Origin of the sequence: Pseudaquidulcibacter saccharophilus (genome assembly GCF_019455445.1) — a bacterium.
Classification (GTDB): domain Bacteria; phylum Pseudomonadota; class Alphaproteobacteria; order Caulobacterales; family Aquidulcibacteraceae; genus Pseudaquidulcibacter; species Pseudaquidulcibacter saccharophilus.
Genome location: NZ_JAHWUS010000001.1, coordinates 691421 through 706108 on the forward strand (window position 1 = coordinate 691421; position 14688 = coordinate 706108).

The 14688-nt window shown below is 42.8% G+C and carries 12 protein-coding genes; 2 read left to right on the top strand and 10 right to left on the bottom strand.

Annotated elements, in window-relative coordinates; genetic code table 11:
- Window positions 1–35 precede the first annotated feature (35 nt).
- The 6 genes from KXV15_RS03275 to atpH form a co-directional block, all read right to left on the bottom strand.
- Window positions 36–497 carry a hypothetical protein gene (locus tag KXV15_RS03275; RefSeq protein WP_240006725.1) on the bottom strand — a complete coding sequence of 154 codons (462 nt, stop codon included), beginning with the start codon at window positions 495–497 and terminating at the stop codon, window positions 36–38.
- A 100-nt stretch (window positions 498–597) separates the two neighbouring features.
- Complete coding sequence (locus tag KXV15_RS03280; RefSeq protein WP_240006726.1) at window positions 598–1032, bottom strand: tetratricopeptide repeat protein; 435 nt, start codon at window positions 1030–1032, stop codon at window positions 598–600.
- A 209-nt stretch (window positions 1033–1241) separates the two neighbouring features.
- The gene (gene atpD, locus KXV15_RS03285; RefSeq protein WP_240006727.1) at window positions 1242–2684 is read right to left on the bottom strand and encodes a F0F1 ATP synthase subunit beta; all 1443 of its coding nucleotides are present in this window, start codon (window positions 2682–2684) and stop codon (window positions 1242–1244) included.
- A gap of 48 nt (window positions 2685–2732) precedes the next feature.
- Window positions 2733–3620, bottom strand: a complete 888-nt coding sequence (locus KXV15_RS03290) for a F0F1 ATP synthase subunit gamma (protein ID WP_240006728.1) — start codon at window positions 3618–3620, stop codon at window positions 2733–2735.
- Between the two features lie 11 nt (window positions 3621–3631).
- Entirely contained in the window at window positions 3632–5173 is a 1542-nt protein-coding gene (gene atpA, locus KXV15_RS03295) for a F0F1 ATP synthase subunit alpha (protein ID WP_240006729.1), read from the bottom strand.
- Window positions 5174–5177: 4 nt separating this feature from the next.
- Window positions 5178–5714, bottom strand: coding sequence for an ATP synthase F1 subunit delta (atpH, locus tag KXV15_RS03300; protein ID WP_240006730.1), 537 nt, complete (start codon window positions 5712–5714; stop codon window positions 5178–5180).
- 523 nt (window positions 5715–6237) lie between these two features.
- Here atpH and KXV15_RS03305 point away from each other — a divergent pair.
- Entirely contained in the window at window positions 6238–6426 is a 189-nt protein-coding gene (locus tag KXV15_RS03305) for a hypothetical protein (protein WP_240006731.1), read from the top strand.
- Window positions 6427–6563: 137 nt separating this feature from the next.
- Complete coding sequence (locus KXV15_RS03310) at window positions 6564–8618, top strand: M13 family metallopeptidase (protein WP_240006732.1); 2055 nt, start codon at window positions 6564–6566, stop codon at window positions 8616–8618.
- Between the two features lie 100 nt (window positions 8619–8718).
- On the opposite strand, the gene KXV15_RS03315 is transcribed toward KXV15_RS03310, so the two are convergent.
- The 4 genes from KXV15_RS03315 to KXV15_RS03330 all read right to left on the bottom strand — a co-directional run bounded on the left by KXV15_RS03315 (window position 8719) and on the right by KXV15_RS03330 (window position 14502).
- The gene (locus KXV15_RS03315) at window positions 8719–9906 is read right to left on the bottom strand and encodes a multidrug effflux MFS transporter (protein WP_240006733.1); all 1188 of its coding nucleotides are present in this window, start codon (window positions 9904–9906) and stop codon (window positions 8719–8721) included.
- Window positions 9907–9917: 11 nt separating this feature from the next.
- Complete coding sequence (locus tag KXV15_RS03320; protein ID WP_240006734.1) at window positions 9918–11342, bottom strand: AarF/UbiB family protein; 1425 nt, start codon at window positions 11340–11342, stop codon at window positions 9918–9920.
- Between the two features lie 12 nt (window positions 11343–11354).
- Window positions 11355–12137, bottom strand: a complete 783-nt coding sequence (locus KXV15_RS03325; protein ID WP_240006735.1) for a class I SAM-dependent methyltransferase — start codon at window positions 12135–12137, stop codon at window positions 11355–11357.
- Window positions 12138–12246: 109 nt separating this feature from the next.
- Window positions 12247–14502 carry a TonB-dependent receptor gene (locus KXV15_RS03330; protein ID WP_240006736.1) on the bottom strand — a complete coding sequence of 752 codons (2256 nt, stop codon included), beginning with the start codon at window positions 14500–14502 and terminating at the stop codon, window positions 12247–12249.
- Between the last annotated feature and the right edge of the window lie 186 nt (window positions 14503–14688).

Consider the following 14688-nt stretch of genomic DNA (forward strand, 5'->3'; position numbering starts at 1 on the left):
CAAACGATTGTTTGAATTTGGCGGCAATTTTAAAACTAAGATATAGAAGGAAAATAATTGCCCGCGATTAATTTGCTACGTAATGCTTGGCATAGACTATCAAATCGCGCGTTTGGAATATCTTGCATGAGATATTCATTATTTGACCATCGTTCGGAACGGTGGGTGAAAAATAGGGCAATCCATAATTCGATTGCCGAATAATCCCATGTTAATGAGTTGTCGTAATTTGCATAAATATCGCGTGTAATTTTGCCGGCAGCCTTTGTCCATTCGCCCGTATCTTGGGGTGGAATTGCCAACCCTAGTAAATATGGGGCGTCATAACCTTTTATAAAAAGTGCAAAATCTCGTGAAGTAAAGAAACGAAAATCACACGGTATTGCCGCCCAATCCGGATTTTCTATATCTTTGAAAACATATTTTGTGATGTCGTCATCAATTGTATTAATTTCAACAAAAAAATCTTGGATTTTGGGTTGTTTCAATTGTTGCAATAAATCTCTCCGAGAAGGGAATATAAAATAATATCCCATCTATTTGGGGCATAACTTGAAAACCAATTTTTTATATTAGTATAAATGGTTTTGAATTCTTTTACTTCCTGCCTATTGCGTCACAACCTTCATGGTCACCAAGGGTGCAGCCTTTGGTGTAAAGTTCTTTGGCCTTTGCAGGGTTCATATCCACGCCATATCCCTTGTCATACATATTGGCAAGATGGGTACAGCCAGGGCCATTATTCATGCCACAAGCCATTTTGAAAAACTTTATGGCGTTTTCATCTGATGGGTCCATGCCGCTTCCCATATAATACATATGCCCAAGTAAAAAGCAGGCATCGCCCTCATTGGCTTCACATGCCTTTTGAAATTTACCTTTTGCAGATGAATAGTCTTTTTCTTCTAGCGCGGCTTGTCCGGCTTTTACATTGGCGCTTTGCGCACAAGCATTTGTTGCAATGCCAATAGCAGCCATTACAGCGATTGAGGCATAAATCAATTTTAATGCACTTTTCAATGAGCGTTTCATCTTACCCTCCGAAAACCTGCACTGTGCCTTGGCTCTACATTTGTTTTTAAAACACAGTGCCTCAAGGTGGGGGTATAATAGGCCTAGATTCAGGCCCCCGCTATATGCGAATTGTCGCAACTAATTCTATTAATCTATAACTGAAAACAAACAAAAGCCCCGAAATTTTTCGGGGCTTTTCTGAATTTATATGTCGAAGATTTAAGCTATTACGCTTCTTTCGCCATTTTAGCGGCTTTTTCGATTGCTTCGTCGATGTTGCCAACCATGTAGAACGCTTGCTCTGGAAGATGGTCATAAGTACCTTCTACAAGACCTTTAAAGCCTTTGATGGTGTCTTCAAGAGCAACCAATTTACCAGGTGAACCAGTGAACACTTCCGCAACGTGGAACGGTTGAGACAAGAAACGTTCAACTTTACGCGCACGAGAAACCACCAATTTGTCATCTTCTGACAATTCGTCCATACCAAGGATCGCGATGATATCTTGAAGTGCTTTATATTGTTGCAAGATTTCTTGAACTTTACGAGCAGTTTCATAGTGATCTTTACCAACAACGCGTGGCTCAAGGATACGAGATGTTGAGTCAAGTGGGTCAACCGCAGGGTAAATACCTTTTTCCGCGATTGAACGGTTAAGAACTGTGGTTGCGTCCAAGTGGGCGAATGATGCCGCAGGAGCAGGGTCGGTCAAGTCATCCGCAGGAACGTAAATCGCCTGAACCGAAGTAATTGAACCTTTTGTAGTTGAAGTAATACGCTCTTGAAGGCCGCCCATGTCGGTTGCAAGTGTTGGCTGATAGCCCACCGCAGAAGGAATACGACCAAGAAGTGCAGACACTTCTGAACCCGCTTGAGTGAAACGGAAGATGTTATCAACGAAGAACAACACGTCTTTGCCTTCTTCATCGCGGAAATATTCGCAGATTGATAGACCTGTCAAAGCCACACGAGCACGTGCGCCAGGAGGTTCGTTCATCTGACCATAAACAAGTGTACAACGAGAGCCTTCAGTAGAACCATTGTTTTCTTTAGGGTCAACGTTCACTTTAGATTCAATCATCTCGTGATAAAGGTCGTTACCTTCACGGGTACGTTCACCAACACCTGCAAGCACAGAATAACCACCGTATGCTTTCGCGATGTTGTTGATAAGTTCTTGAATAAGAACTGTTTTACCAACGCCCGCACCGCCGAACAGACCAATTTTACCACCTTTTGCATATGGGCAAAGAAGGTCAACAACTTTGATACCTGTTACCAAGATTTCTGGGTTAGGTTTTTGGTCTTTAAAGTCAGGAGCTGGCTTATGGATTGAACGAACGCCTTCAGGTGCGTTGATTGGGCCAGCTTCGTCGATTGGCTCACCAACAACGTTCATGATACGACCCAAAGTGCCAGGACCAACTGGAATAGAAATCGGTGCACCAGTATCAGAAACCGCTTGACCGCGAACAAGACCTTCAGTTGCGTCCATAGCGATGGTACGAACAGAGTTTTCGCCCAAATGCTGTGCAACTTCAAGAACAAGGCGTTTACCTTGGTTCGTAGTTTCCAATGCGTTCAAAATATCCGGTAGTGCGCCTTCAAATACAACGTCCACAACCGCACCAATTACCTGTGAAACTTTGCCTTTCGCTTCGATAGACATATCTTTTCTCACTCTCTAAAAATCATTTCGCCCATTCGGGGCAACAAATTAAACGGCTTGCGCCCCTGCGATAATCTCTGTCAATTCGGTGGTAATCATTGCTTGACGTTTGCGGTTCATTTGCAGCGTCAGTTTCTTGATTAAATCACCGGCATTGCGCGTTGCGTTGTCCATAGCACCCATTTGCGCGCCATAGAAACCAGCGTTGTTTTCCAACAGACCACGAAGAATTTGGCTATTCAAATAACGTGGCAATAATGCCTCAAGAATAGTTTCTTCTGATGGTTCATATTCATAGACACCAGAATTGGCGTCATTCTTTGCCTCGGCTTCGGTAAGGTCAACCTTAACCGGAATAAGCTGCTGCACAGTTGGAATTTGCGAAATTACAGAGCGGAATTTTGAATAAACAAAATGCGCAACATCAATTTCACCTGCTTCAAAAACTGAAGTCATTTTGTCGGCAACTTCTTTTGATTGCGCCGCACCGATTGTACGAACGCTTGAGAAGTCGATGTGACCAATTGATAATTCGCCATAGAAACGTTTTAACTGGTCACGGCCTTTTTTACCGACAGTAAGGATTTTTACTTGTTTGCCTTGCGCCAAAAGATCCGCCACCAATTCACGAGATTTTTTCACGATATTGGTGTTGAAGCCGCCACAAAGACCGCGTTCAGATGTGGCAACCACCACCAAATGAACTTCGTCTTTGCCAGAGCCACGCAAAAGCTTTGGTGCAGATGCCGAACCCTGTACCGAAGCCGCAAGATTGGCAACCGTTCCTGCGATTTTTTCGGAATAAGGGCGCGCAGCCTCGGCGGCTTGTTGTGCGCGTCTTAATTTAGATGCCGCCACCATCTGCAATGCCTTGGTAATCTTTTGTGTAGATTTCACCGAGGCGATGCGGGTGCGAAAATCCTTTAAGGAAGCCATGTTTTAAATCCTTAAGCAGCAAAACCTTTGGTGAATTCATCAAGTGCAGCGATGATTTTATCTTCGATGCCATCTTTCTTGATGTCTTTTTTGTCTTTAACTTCTTGTGCCAATGCTTTGTATTTACCAGCCAAAGCCTGACGCAATTCTTGCTCATAACGCTTAACTTGAGAAGTTTCGATACCGTCCAAGTAACCTTTTGTACCAGCGTAAATCAAGATAACTTGCTCTTCAACCGGAACCGGCGCGAACTGATCTTGTTTAAGAAGTTCGGTCAAACGTGCACCACGGTTAAGAGTTTTTTGGGTTGCCGCATCAAGGTCAGAACCGAATTTCGCAAACGCCGCCAATTCGCGGTATTGCGCCAATTCACCTTTTACAGGACCCGCAACTTGTTTCATTGCTTTAACCTGTGCAGATGAACCCACACGAGAAACTGATAGACCAACGTTAACCGCAGGACGGATACCTTGATAGAATAAGTCAGTTTCCAAGAAGATTTGGCCGTCGGTGATTGAAATCACGTTGGTTGGAATGTACGCAGAAACGTCGTTTGCTTGGGTTTCGATAACTGGAAGTGCAGTCATAGAACCTGCGCCATTGTCATCGTTCAATTTCGCCGCACGTTCAAGAAGGCGAGAGTGAAGGTAGAATACGTCACCAGGATAAGCTTCACGACCAGGAGGACGGCGAAGAAGAAGTGACATCTGACGATAAGCAACCGCTTGTTTGGTCAAATCGTCATAAATGATTAGTGAGTGCATGCCGTTGTCACGGAAATATTCACCCATAGTAGCGCCAGTAAATGGTGCAATGTATTGAAGAGGTGCAGGGTCAGATGCAGTCGCCGCAACGATGATTGAATATTTCAATGCGCCGCGCTCTTCAAGAGTGTTTACAAGCTGTGCAACGGTTGAACGTTTTTGGCCGATAACCACGTAAACGCAATATAGTTTTTCTGATTCAGCAGCATCACGGTCATGTGCATCTTTTTGATAAATGATTGCGTCAATCGCGATTGCAGTTTTACCAGTTTGACGGTCACCGATGATCAACTCACGTTGGCCACGACCGATTGGGATAAGAGCGTCGATTGATTTGATGCCGGTTTGCATTGGCTCATGCACAGATTTACGTGGAATAATGCCAGGTGCTTTTACGTCAACTTTTTTACGGTCATCGATATCAACCAATGGGCCTTTGCCATCGATTGGTTCGCCCAACGCGTCAACAACGCGGCCAAGAAGACCTTTACCAACAGGAACAGACACGATTTCGCCAAGGCGTTTAACAGTGTCACCTTCTTTAATACCACGGTCATCACCGAAGATAACCACACCAACGTTGTCACGCTCTAGGTTAAGAGCCATGCCTTTAACGCCGGTTCCAAATTGAACCATCTCACCGGCTTGAACGCTGTCAAGGCCGTAAACACGGGCGATACCGTCACCAACGGAAAGAACGGTACCAACATCAGCAACAGTAGCATCTGCACCGTAATTTTTGATTTGATCTTTTAGAATTTTAGAAATTTCTGCGGCACGAATATCCATTGCCCTATGCACCTTTCAGACTGTTTTTTAGACCATCAAGCTTGGTTTTGATTGAATCATCAAATAATTGCGAACCAACTTTTACAACCAATCCGCCAATTAATTCTGGGTTTACTGAAGTCTCAACCTCTACTTCAGCTTTGAAAGCAGAAGAAAGATTAGACTTTAATTCTTCGAGTTGTTCCTTGGTCAATTCAGCAGCAGTAGTAATTTCTGCCTTTACTGCGCCGCGCGCTTCGGCAGCTTTATCAAGGAAACCTTTTAGTATCGCAGGTAGTTCCGCAGCGCGTGAATTATCAAGAACCACAGAAACGAAATTTTGAACCAAAGGCGATACTTTTAATTTTTTGCCAATCGCCGCCAATGCAGCAGCTTTTTCAGCCGCAGGGTAAAGCGGGCTTTTCATAGCGCCTGCCAATTCGTCTGATTCACTAAACGCCGCAAAAAGTGCGCCTGCTTCTTTTTCAACTGCCGCAACTTTTTTGTCCGCAGTCGCCAGCTCAAACAAAGTTGAAGCATAGCGTTCAATTACTTGTGACATATTTGCCCCATAAATTTATTATGCCCGTCTGTATGAATGGTCGTGGACCATATATACAGGAAACGCCAACCCTTTAATATGAAAAAATTATATTTCAAGCCCGCGTTTACCTTCCACGACCAAAGTTTTAGATTGACCGTGAATTTTCGGTGGCTGTTAACATGGCAATCTAATACTCGCAACATCATAAATGTATTTGTATGCAGAAACTTGCAATATTTTTCGCATGTTTTGTGATTTTTTTTCCGCTTTTCTATGCTTGTGGCGCAATAATTGGTTTTGACCCAAAGAATCACCAAGATGAAGATACATATTTGCAGATAATAGATTCGCTAATCCATATTGGTGTACTTGGATATTTGGTTAAAAAATCCGCTTATTGACGTTTTATGGGGCAATCTTTGGCGAGTTTAAAATAGATATATAAAATGTATTATTTTTAAGTCATAAAATATAGAAGTTTGTGATATCTTCTTTAATAGCAAAACCAAATTCAACAGTTACTTTAATAGAGGAGGTGGCAATGTTTAAATGGATTTTGTTGTTCCTTGCCCTTGCGGTATTTGTTGTTCTAACCTTTGCTGGTGCAATGCTTGATACTTATTTTATATTGTCTGCAAAAGTTGTGCTTTTGGGCATTGTTGTTGCATCCTTGCTTTATTATGCCAAAGAAGCGCACCAGGCCGCACACAGCGATACAGAAACACAATAGAAGCCAATTTTGCATATTAATTACAAGAATGTAATGTTACTCGCAAAATAATTGCATTTCATGCTGTAAAGTGGTTTGCATAAAACATTAAAAGCGTTATTGTCGCAATTTTTAACCGTATTGTAATCGGAGTTAAAATGGATAGACGTGCGTTTTTAATGGGAAGTGTTCAAGGTGCTGCCGCGAGTGTTGCCCTAAATCTCGGTGTTGGTTCTTTTGCTTTTGCGGCATCTAAGCCACAAATTGGCACTTTTGGTTTTGACATGAATGGCATGGATAAAGCCGTAAAACCAGGTGACGATTTCTTTCAATATGCCGGTGGCAATTGGATGAAAAACAATGCAATTCCAAATGACCGTGTTCGTTGGGGGGTTTTCGATGAGCTTCGTGCAAAATCTGAAAAAGACGTAAAAGCCATTATTGACGATTTATCATCCAAAAAAGCCGCTAAAGGCACAATTGAACAAAAAATTGGTGACTTTTGGCGCGCCTATATGAATACCGATTTGATTAATTCAAAAGGCGTTGCACCGCTTAGGCCAGAATTGGCAAGTATTGACGCCGCCCAAAGCCATGAAGATATTGCCAAACTTATTGCCCGCCCTGATTTACCGGTAGCTGGACCAATTGGTTGGGGTGTGAGTATCGATGATGGCAACCCTGACCGTTATATTGTTTCAATTGGTCATGGCGGTCTTGGCCTGCCAGAGCGTGATTATTATCTAAAAGATGATGACCGCATGAAAGATTTGCGCGCAAAATATCCGGTGTTTATTGCGAAAATGTTCACTTTGGCAAATATCTCTGATGCAGATGCCAAAGCTGCACAGATTGTTGCTTTTGAAACTGAAATTGCCAAACTTCATTGGCCAATTACTGACCGCCGTGATAGCACAAAAATGTATAATTTGCGCAAACGTTCAGAGCTTGAAACTATTGCACCTGATTATCCTTGGGCTGATGCGCTTACAGTTTCAGGCATGAATAATGTCGATGAACTTGTTATTGGCGAAGTTACGGCAATGGAACCTTTGGCAAAATTATTCAAAGCAACACCAGTTGATACTTTGAAAACCTATTTGACGTTCCATTTGCTTAAAAATACATCGTCATTACTTCCAAAAGAATTTGATGATGCGAATTTTGATTTTTATGGCAAAACCCTTAATGGTCAAAAAGAACAACGTGCCCGTTGGAAACGTGGTACACAGGCAATTGACGGTGCATTAGGTGAGGCTATTGGTCAAATCTATGTTAAACGCCACTTTACTGCCAGTGCCAAAGCACAAATGGAGGTTTTGGTTGAAAACCTTCGCAAGGCGTTCTTAATGCGCATTAACAACCTTGTATGGATGAGTGCCGATACAAAAGCTGCCGCAAAAAAGAAACTCGCGACTTTTAATCCAAAAATTGGCTATCCAAAAAAATGGCGCGATTACGCGGCACTTGAAATTTCTGCCGATGATGCTTTTGGTAATAACCGCCGTGCAATGATGTTTGACCACGCAATTGAGGTTAAGCGCCTTTCTGAAAAAACCGATCGTGACGAATGGTTTATGACCCCGCAAACTGTAAACGCTTATTATAATCCAACTTATAATGAGATTGTTTTCCCTGCCGCAATTTTGCAACCCCCATTCTTTGATGAATTTGCTGACCCTGCGATTAATTATGGCGCAATTGGTGGCGTTATCGGCCACGAGATGGGCCATGGTTTTGATGACCAAGGTGCAAAATACGATGAAAAAGGCGTTCTACATGATTGGTGGAAGCCATCTGATGTGGCTGCATTTGATAAACTTGGTCAAAGAATGGTTGCCCAATACGGTGCATTCGAGGCACTTCCAGGTGTGAAAGTTAATGGTCAACTTACCTTGGGCGAAAATATTGGCGACCATTGTGGCATCACCATGGGGCTTGTTGCCTATAAATTGTCTTTGAACGGTAAACCGGCACCGGTATTGGGTGGATTTACTGGTGAACAACGCTTCTTCCTTGGCTGGGCACAAGTATGGCGTTCACTATCTCGTGATGAAGCATTGCGTAACCAAGTGCAAACCGATCCGCATTCACCGGCGAAATTCCGCGTAAACGGTACCATCCAAAACTCTGATGCATGGTACGAGGCGTTTAACGTTCAGCCGGGCGAAAAATTGTATGAGGCACCTGCGGACCGCGTCCATATCTGGTAAAATTTAATTATTGTGGGCATTTTGCATTGGTTGTGCTTGGCTCACATTAATTAAAATTTGTGATAATAAGGGGGATTAGTTTACGGACTAATTCCCTTTTTTATTTTGGTGAAAGCTCTACTGTTTTAAGGCTTAAGAACCAAAGCACCACAGCAATTATATATGAACCAAGCATTGCAAGTGCCAGATTATGGGCGCTATTGAAAACTATTGGGGCAATTACCCCAGAGCCCATTGAAAACACCGCCATCCGCATAAAGTTTGATGCCGATGACGCAAGCCCTTTACGTTCCGGCATTAATTCAAGTGTCATAAGGTTTATGCAAGGGTTGGTCATTGTCATGCCAATTGCGAAAATAAATAGCGGTATGATTGCTAATAATAATTTTGGTGCAAAGAAGAAATTATAAACAAAGTTTATAATGGCCGCTGAAAGCCCAATTGCCATGCCAATAAACACCATTTTAGTTGCCGAAATTTTGTCGGCAAAATGCGCGCTAAGGCGTGAACCTATTATCATTCCACAAACCATAGGAATAAAGAGCCACCCGAAATCGGTTTCTTTTAAGCCTAAAATATGTACAATGAAACCAGATGCTGAGGCAATATAAATCCCTATGCCGCCAAATGAAAAGCCCATTGCCATTGCGCGCAATGTAAAGGTTGGGTTGGTGAAGCATCCCACATAACCACTTACCAAAGAGCCAAAGTTTAATTTATGGCGATGATTAATTGGCAAGGTTTCTTCAAGTTTTAAAATACACAAAAGTGCAATCAAAGCAGTGAATGCCGCCATAAAGTAAAAATTGGCGCGCCATGAGAAATGGGATTCTAAAAAACCACCCATTATAGGTGCAATTGCAGGGGCAATTGAAAATACCATCAAAATATTGGCAAGCATGCGCCGCGCATCCGCACCCTCGAACTTATCTTTGACGATTGATTGGCCAATAACTACGCCAACACTTCCGAAAATGCCTTGGAATGCCCGACAAAAGATTAAGAATTCAAGATTAGGTGAAAATGACGCGAGAACCGAAACCAGCGAAAACCCAATTAATGAAATAACTGCCACTGGTTTACGTCCAAACCTATCCGATAGTGTGCCAATAAATAGGGTCGAGATTGCAAATGATATCAAATAGACACTCAAAGTCTGTTGTACCGCAGCTTCAGGCACATGCAGGTTTTTTGCAATGCTTCCAAAAGATGGCAAATAGGAATCAATTGCAATCGGCCCAATCATCGAAAGGGACGCCAAAATTATGGTCAGTGTTATACGGTTCAAATCAGATTTCTTTAATTTTTCTGTTGCTGCTCAAGAAATTCTTCGAGCTTATCAATAAGTATCGGTAACTTCATTATTGATTGCGCCAGCGTTGTCAAATGTTCTTTTGAGGTTTCCATGATTCCCTCTAGCCCAATTTCACGCCTCATAAAGCGTTCAACGATTGGCTGCGCCGATTTCCAAATATCATGATTAGGGTCAATTGACCTTGCGACACCTTCAACTTGAACCATTGTTTTTTGCAACAATACTAATTCAGGGCGAAGCTTCATGCCAAATTGTTCTGTGACATCAAATAATTGTAAAAGAACGCGCCCCATTGAAACTTCACTTGCCGGCTTCCCCCATATTGGTTCACCCACTGCACGCAAGGCAATTCCAAACTCGCCAATGTCATAGGTGGAAGGGACGTATCCGGCATCAAAATGCACTTTTGCAGCACCACGATAATCACGTTTGATAAAGCAATAAAGGATTTCAGCAAGATAGCGTTGCTCCTTTTTGCCAAGACGGCCCATAATGCCAAAATCAACCGCGCAAATATTACCGTCATTGGTAACAATCAAATTGCCTTCGTGCATGTCGGCATGGAAATAGCCATATTCAAGCGCGGTAGTTAAAAATGCCTTTGTTATATTATCGGCAAGTTTGACGCTATCTTGACCAATAAGTGCGCGGTCATCGGTAAGTGAAATTCCGTCAACCCATTCGGTTGTAAGCACGTCTTTGGTTGATAATTCCCAATTAACTTTGGGTGCCTTGATGAAATTATCAATTGCCGCGATTTGTGCAAAGGCATCTGCGGCACCTGCTTCACGCCGTAAATCGGTTTCAAGCTCCATCGAGCGGGCAATGGTATCAACCAATGCAACGGGACGCAGGCGGCGTGATTTTGGCGAAATAAATTCAATTATTTTTGCGCCAAGTTTTAGGGCGCGAATATCGCGTGCTATTTCTTTCTCAACATTGGGGCGCAGAATTTTGACCGCAAATTCCCCCCCTTTGGGTGAAGTGATTTTGTAAACTTGTGCCACAGAGGCAGAGGCCACAACCGAACCTAATTCGCCGAATTTTTCAGTTAATTTGCTTTCGTCATTATCGGTAAATTCACGCGCCAGAATTTGTTTCGCCTCATTGTCGGCAAATGGCGCAACACGGTCTTTTAATTTGGTAAGGGCGCGGGCGTGATGAACCCCGACAATATCGGGGCGGGTTGCCAAAACTTGACCTAATTTAATCCAAACCACCCCAAGTTTTTCAAGCGCCTTTGAAAGACGTTCGCCAACGTTTTCTTCGATGTTTTCACCGCTTCTAAGTGTAGAGCCAAGAGCTTTTGCCCCCTTTGGCACAAGGGATTGGAACTCTTTTGGCAAAATCACATCATAACGCCCAAGCGTAAAAATCACTTCGATAAGGCGTAAAATCCGGCTTGGCATATTTTATAACCTCTATTTTATTACCCATGCGCCATGCATTGCAACAATGCCACCGGCGAAATTGGTTATGCCAACGCGTGAAAAGCCTGCATCCTCAATCATTTTCTTAAAGGTCAGTTGATCAGGAAATTTAGCGATTGATTCAACAAGATATTGATATGGTTGCTCATCGCCTGCAATCATGCCGCCAATTTTTGGAATAGCCTTGAATGACCAGACATCATACATTGATTGCAAAAAGTCATCAGTTGGTTTTGAAAATTCAAGGCAATAAAAACGACCCCCATTTTTCAAAACTCTAAACGCTTCGCGCAATGCTTTTGGAATATTGGTAACATTACGGATACCAAATGAAATTACATAGGCATCGGCACTATTGTCTTCAAATGGCAAAGTTTCGGCATCAACCACCATCCATTCAAGACCGCCTTCGCCACGTTGTGCGCGACCCGCCATAATCATTTCTTCGTTAATATCGCAAACGATAATACGCGCAGGGTCACCACCATTACGGTATTGGGCGCGGTCAGCAATTTTTTTGAAACGTCGTGCAAGGTCGCCCGTGCCGCCTGCCATATCAATGATGGTTTCGCCCGGACGCGGGTTTAGGCGTGCGGCAACCGCATCTTTCCATTGGCGATGCAGGCCAAAAGACATAATGTCATTCATAATGTCGTATTTAGATGCAACTTTGTCAAAAACATCGCGAACTTTGGATGCTTTTTCCGCTACGGGAACTTCTTGAAAGCCAAAGGAAGTAGTTTCATTTGCAGATTGGGAGGTCGTCTTTGTCATGTAGCAATCTTTAGCCTCATAACAAAAAATTTTCTAGTGCTATAAACATTTATTATAATAACTAAAGAAATAAAAAAGCCCGCCGATTTAGCGGGCTTTAAAAATGATATTACCAACGTTTTATAAGCTGAACACCAGAGGTGAATGGTTGGTTGTAACGTCTTGCGGTTGTTGACTGGTAAATGACTTCAACATTGTCAAAGACGTTATTGGCAAAATACGCAATCTCATAACCTTTGAACTTGGCACCAATGCGCGCATTCACAATCTGCAAATCTTTGATTGGGAATAGTGGCGGAACAAGTTCTTGTTGGCCGCCCCAGTGACCGTTATAGTCAATATGCATAAAGCCATCTACGACATCGGTTATGCGGTGCGTATAATGTAAATCAAGACCCGCAGTCCAATCAGGCGCTTGTGGAAGGCTTGAGCCCTTATATTGACCCTCAGTTACTTTTCCATCTTGTTTAGAGCCATTGGCATCAATTCGTAAATTACCGCCCAATAGTTTGAACATGGTTGATAATTCAAGCTCGATACCAGATGCCTCTGCTTTACCGGCATTAGTTAAGAATGAGGTTGCAGTAATTGGGCAAGTTGGATTAGTTGCACGGCAACCGTTATCGGTCTGCACAATAAGGTTATCAATCTCATTTTTATAATATGCGGTGGCAATGCTTACCCTGTCAAATAACCTTCCTCTGAAACCAACTTCGTATGCGGTGGTTTCTTCGTTTTGATAAGATGCAGGAATTGTAATTGGTTGGCGTGGGTCGCCTAGGTTTGTGTTAAAACCACCAGATCTATACGCAGTGCCAATTTTTGCATAAGCAGTTAGGCGTGGCAAAACTTTGTATGATGTTACAAAGTTATAAGAATAGTTGGTCGGTGACAGTTCTGAATCAATATTAAATGCACTTCCGCCAGCTTGTAAACCGGTTAGCAAGTCATAACGTTTTGCGTCAACTTGCTTTTTATCAGATGTATAGCGCCCTTCGTATGAGACTTCCCATTTCGGTGTAATTTTATACCCCAAGGAGCCAAAAAGCGCGCTTGAATCATAAATAACATTTGCAGGTGAACGCGCACCAGGCGATGGGTTTGCCTGGGTTGGTGTGCGGCCTGATGTTACCACGCTGTCGCTTTCAATTCTCAAAAGTTCAAAACCAGCAAGCCAGTTTAACTTTGAGTCAAGGAAGCTACCGTTAAACTGAAGGTTCTGCGATAATGTCTTGGTTTTATCAAGGTTCATCGAGCTAACACTTGGATCAAGCGCGCGCGTGAATGTTCCATTACTGCGACCAGTGTTGTAATCGGTTACGTTGATGCCATCACCATCAAACTGATAATAGGTTTCACGATCACGATACATAGTATTTGATATAATCATACCCCAAGGATAGGTTCCGCTTAGGGTTAATATGTCTGTGGTTTGCTTTTGATAAGCATATGGTTTGAAGTTCCAAGCATAGCTGAATTGTGGTTGATAATAACCCACTGGGAAGCCTGATGCTGCATTGGGGTCAATATAAACGCGATATGCAATTGCAGGAACGCGGTAGTCTTGCCCTTCATGCAAGAAGTTCATATCCCAATTAGCCATTTTATGACGTAATTGCGCGCGGTAGCCGCTGCCGTCATAAATATCAAAATAGGTGTTATTGTCAGGATTTTTGAAAAAACCTTTATCCTGTTTAATATAGTCATAACCTAGGCGAATTGCGGTATTTTCACCCAAGGCAATGTTTTGCACGATTTGTGCTTGGCTGCCTTCTATCTCGCTGGTGTATTTTAAATCAACAGAACCTTTATAAGATTCGTATTCAGGTAGAGCCGAAACGATATTAATGGCGCCGCCAACAGCGTTACGACCATATAATGCGCCTTGTGCGCCACGCATAACTTCAACGCGACCAACGTCAAATAAATCCATCTTAGCAAAGCTACGGCCACCAATTGCCCCGCCGCCAACATATGACGAGCTGCGATATAGTCCGACCGCAGGGTCAGAACTTGTAGCACGTGCAGTTGGTGAGCCACGCATTGAAATTTCTGAGTTGGTTGGCGATGTGGAATCGTAAAAGCGCACACCGGCTTGACCCTCGACAAGTGATTTAACGCTAGTTACGCCGCCGCGGTCATTAAGTGTTTGTGCCGAAACTACGCTTACTGATGCGGGAACATCAATGAGTCTTTCAGAGCGCCGTCTAGCGGTAACGATTACCTTGTCACCTTCTTGCGCTTGTTCAGCATTGTTTCCATTTTGTGGTTCTGATGTGGCTTGTGTTGCGGCAAATGACATGCCTGCGTCACATAATAAGGCAATAGCCGCCGTACCTGCAAGGAATGCAGTCCGTAAATTCATGGTTTATCCTCCCTATAATATTATTGATAATTCTTGTCATACTAAAATACAAAATTGTCAATATTTTTTAACGATTAAATGTAAAAAATAATTCTAAATTTATGTTCATGTGCGGTAATAAAAATTTTTTCGCAAAAATAATGCCTGAAATGCTTTGTTTTGTAGGCAATTGTTGTAAGTGATGGT

What these genes read in the sequence shown, in the direction of transcription:
- KXV15_RS03320 (WP_240006734.1), bottom strand. Translation starts at nt 11,342, where the DNA reads ATGCCAAGCCGGATTTTACGCCTTATCGAAGTGATTTTTACGCTTGGG.
- KXV15_RS03280 (WP_240006726.1), bottom strand. Translation starts at nt 1,032, where the DNA reads ATGAAACGCTCATTGAAAAGTGCATTAAAATTGATTTATGCCTCAATC.
- KXV15_RS03325 (WP_240006735.1), bottom strand. Translation starts at nt 12,137, where the DNA reads ATGACAAAGACGACCTCCCAATCTGCAAATGAAACTACTTCCTTTGGC.
- KXV15_RS03305 (WP_240006731.1), top strand. Translation starts at nt 6,238, where the DNA reads ATGTTTAAATGGATTTTGTTGTTCCTTGCCCTTGCGGTATTTGTTGTT.
- KXV15_RS03290 (WP_240006728.1), bottom strand. Translation starts at nt 3,620, where the DNA reads ATGGCTTCCTTAAAGGATTTTCGCACCCGCATCGCCTCGGTGAAATCT.
- atpH (WP_240006730.1), bottom strand. Translation starts at nt 5,714, where the DNA reads ATGTCACAAGTAATTGAACGCTATGCTTCAACTTTGTTTGAGCTGGCG.
- KXV15_RS03310 (WP_240006732.1), top strand. Translation starts at nt 6,564, where the DNA reads ATGGATAGACGTGCGTTTTTAATGGGAAGTGTTCAAGGTGCTGCCGCG.
- KXV15_RS03330 (WP_240006736.1), bottom strand. Translation starts at nt 14,502, where the DNA reads ATGAATTTACGGACTGCATTCCTTGCAGGTACGGCGGCTATTGCCTTA.
- atpA (WP_240006729.1), bottom strand. Translation starts at nt 5,173, where the DNA reads ATGGATATTCGTGCCGCAGAAATTTCTAAAATTCTAAAAGATCAAATC.
- atpD (WP_240006727.1), bottom strand. Translation starts at nt 2,684, where the DNA reads ATGTCTATCGAAGCGAAAGGCAAAGTTTCACAGGTAATTGGTGCGGTT.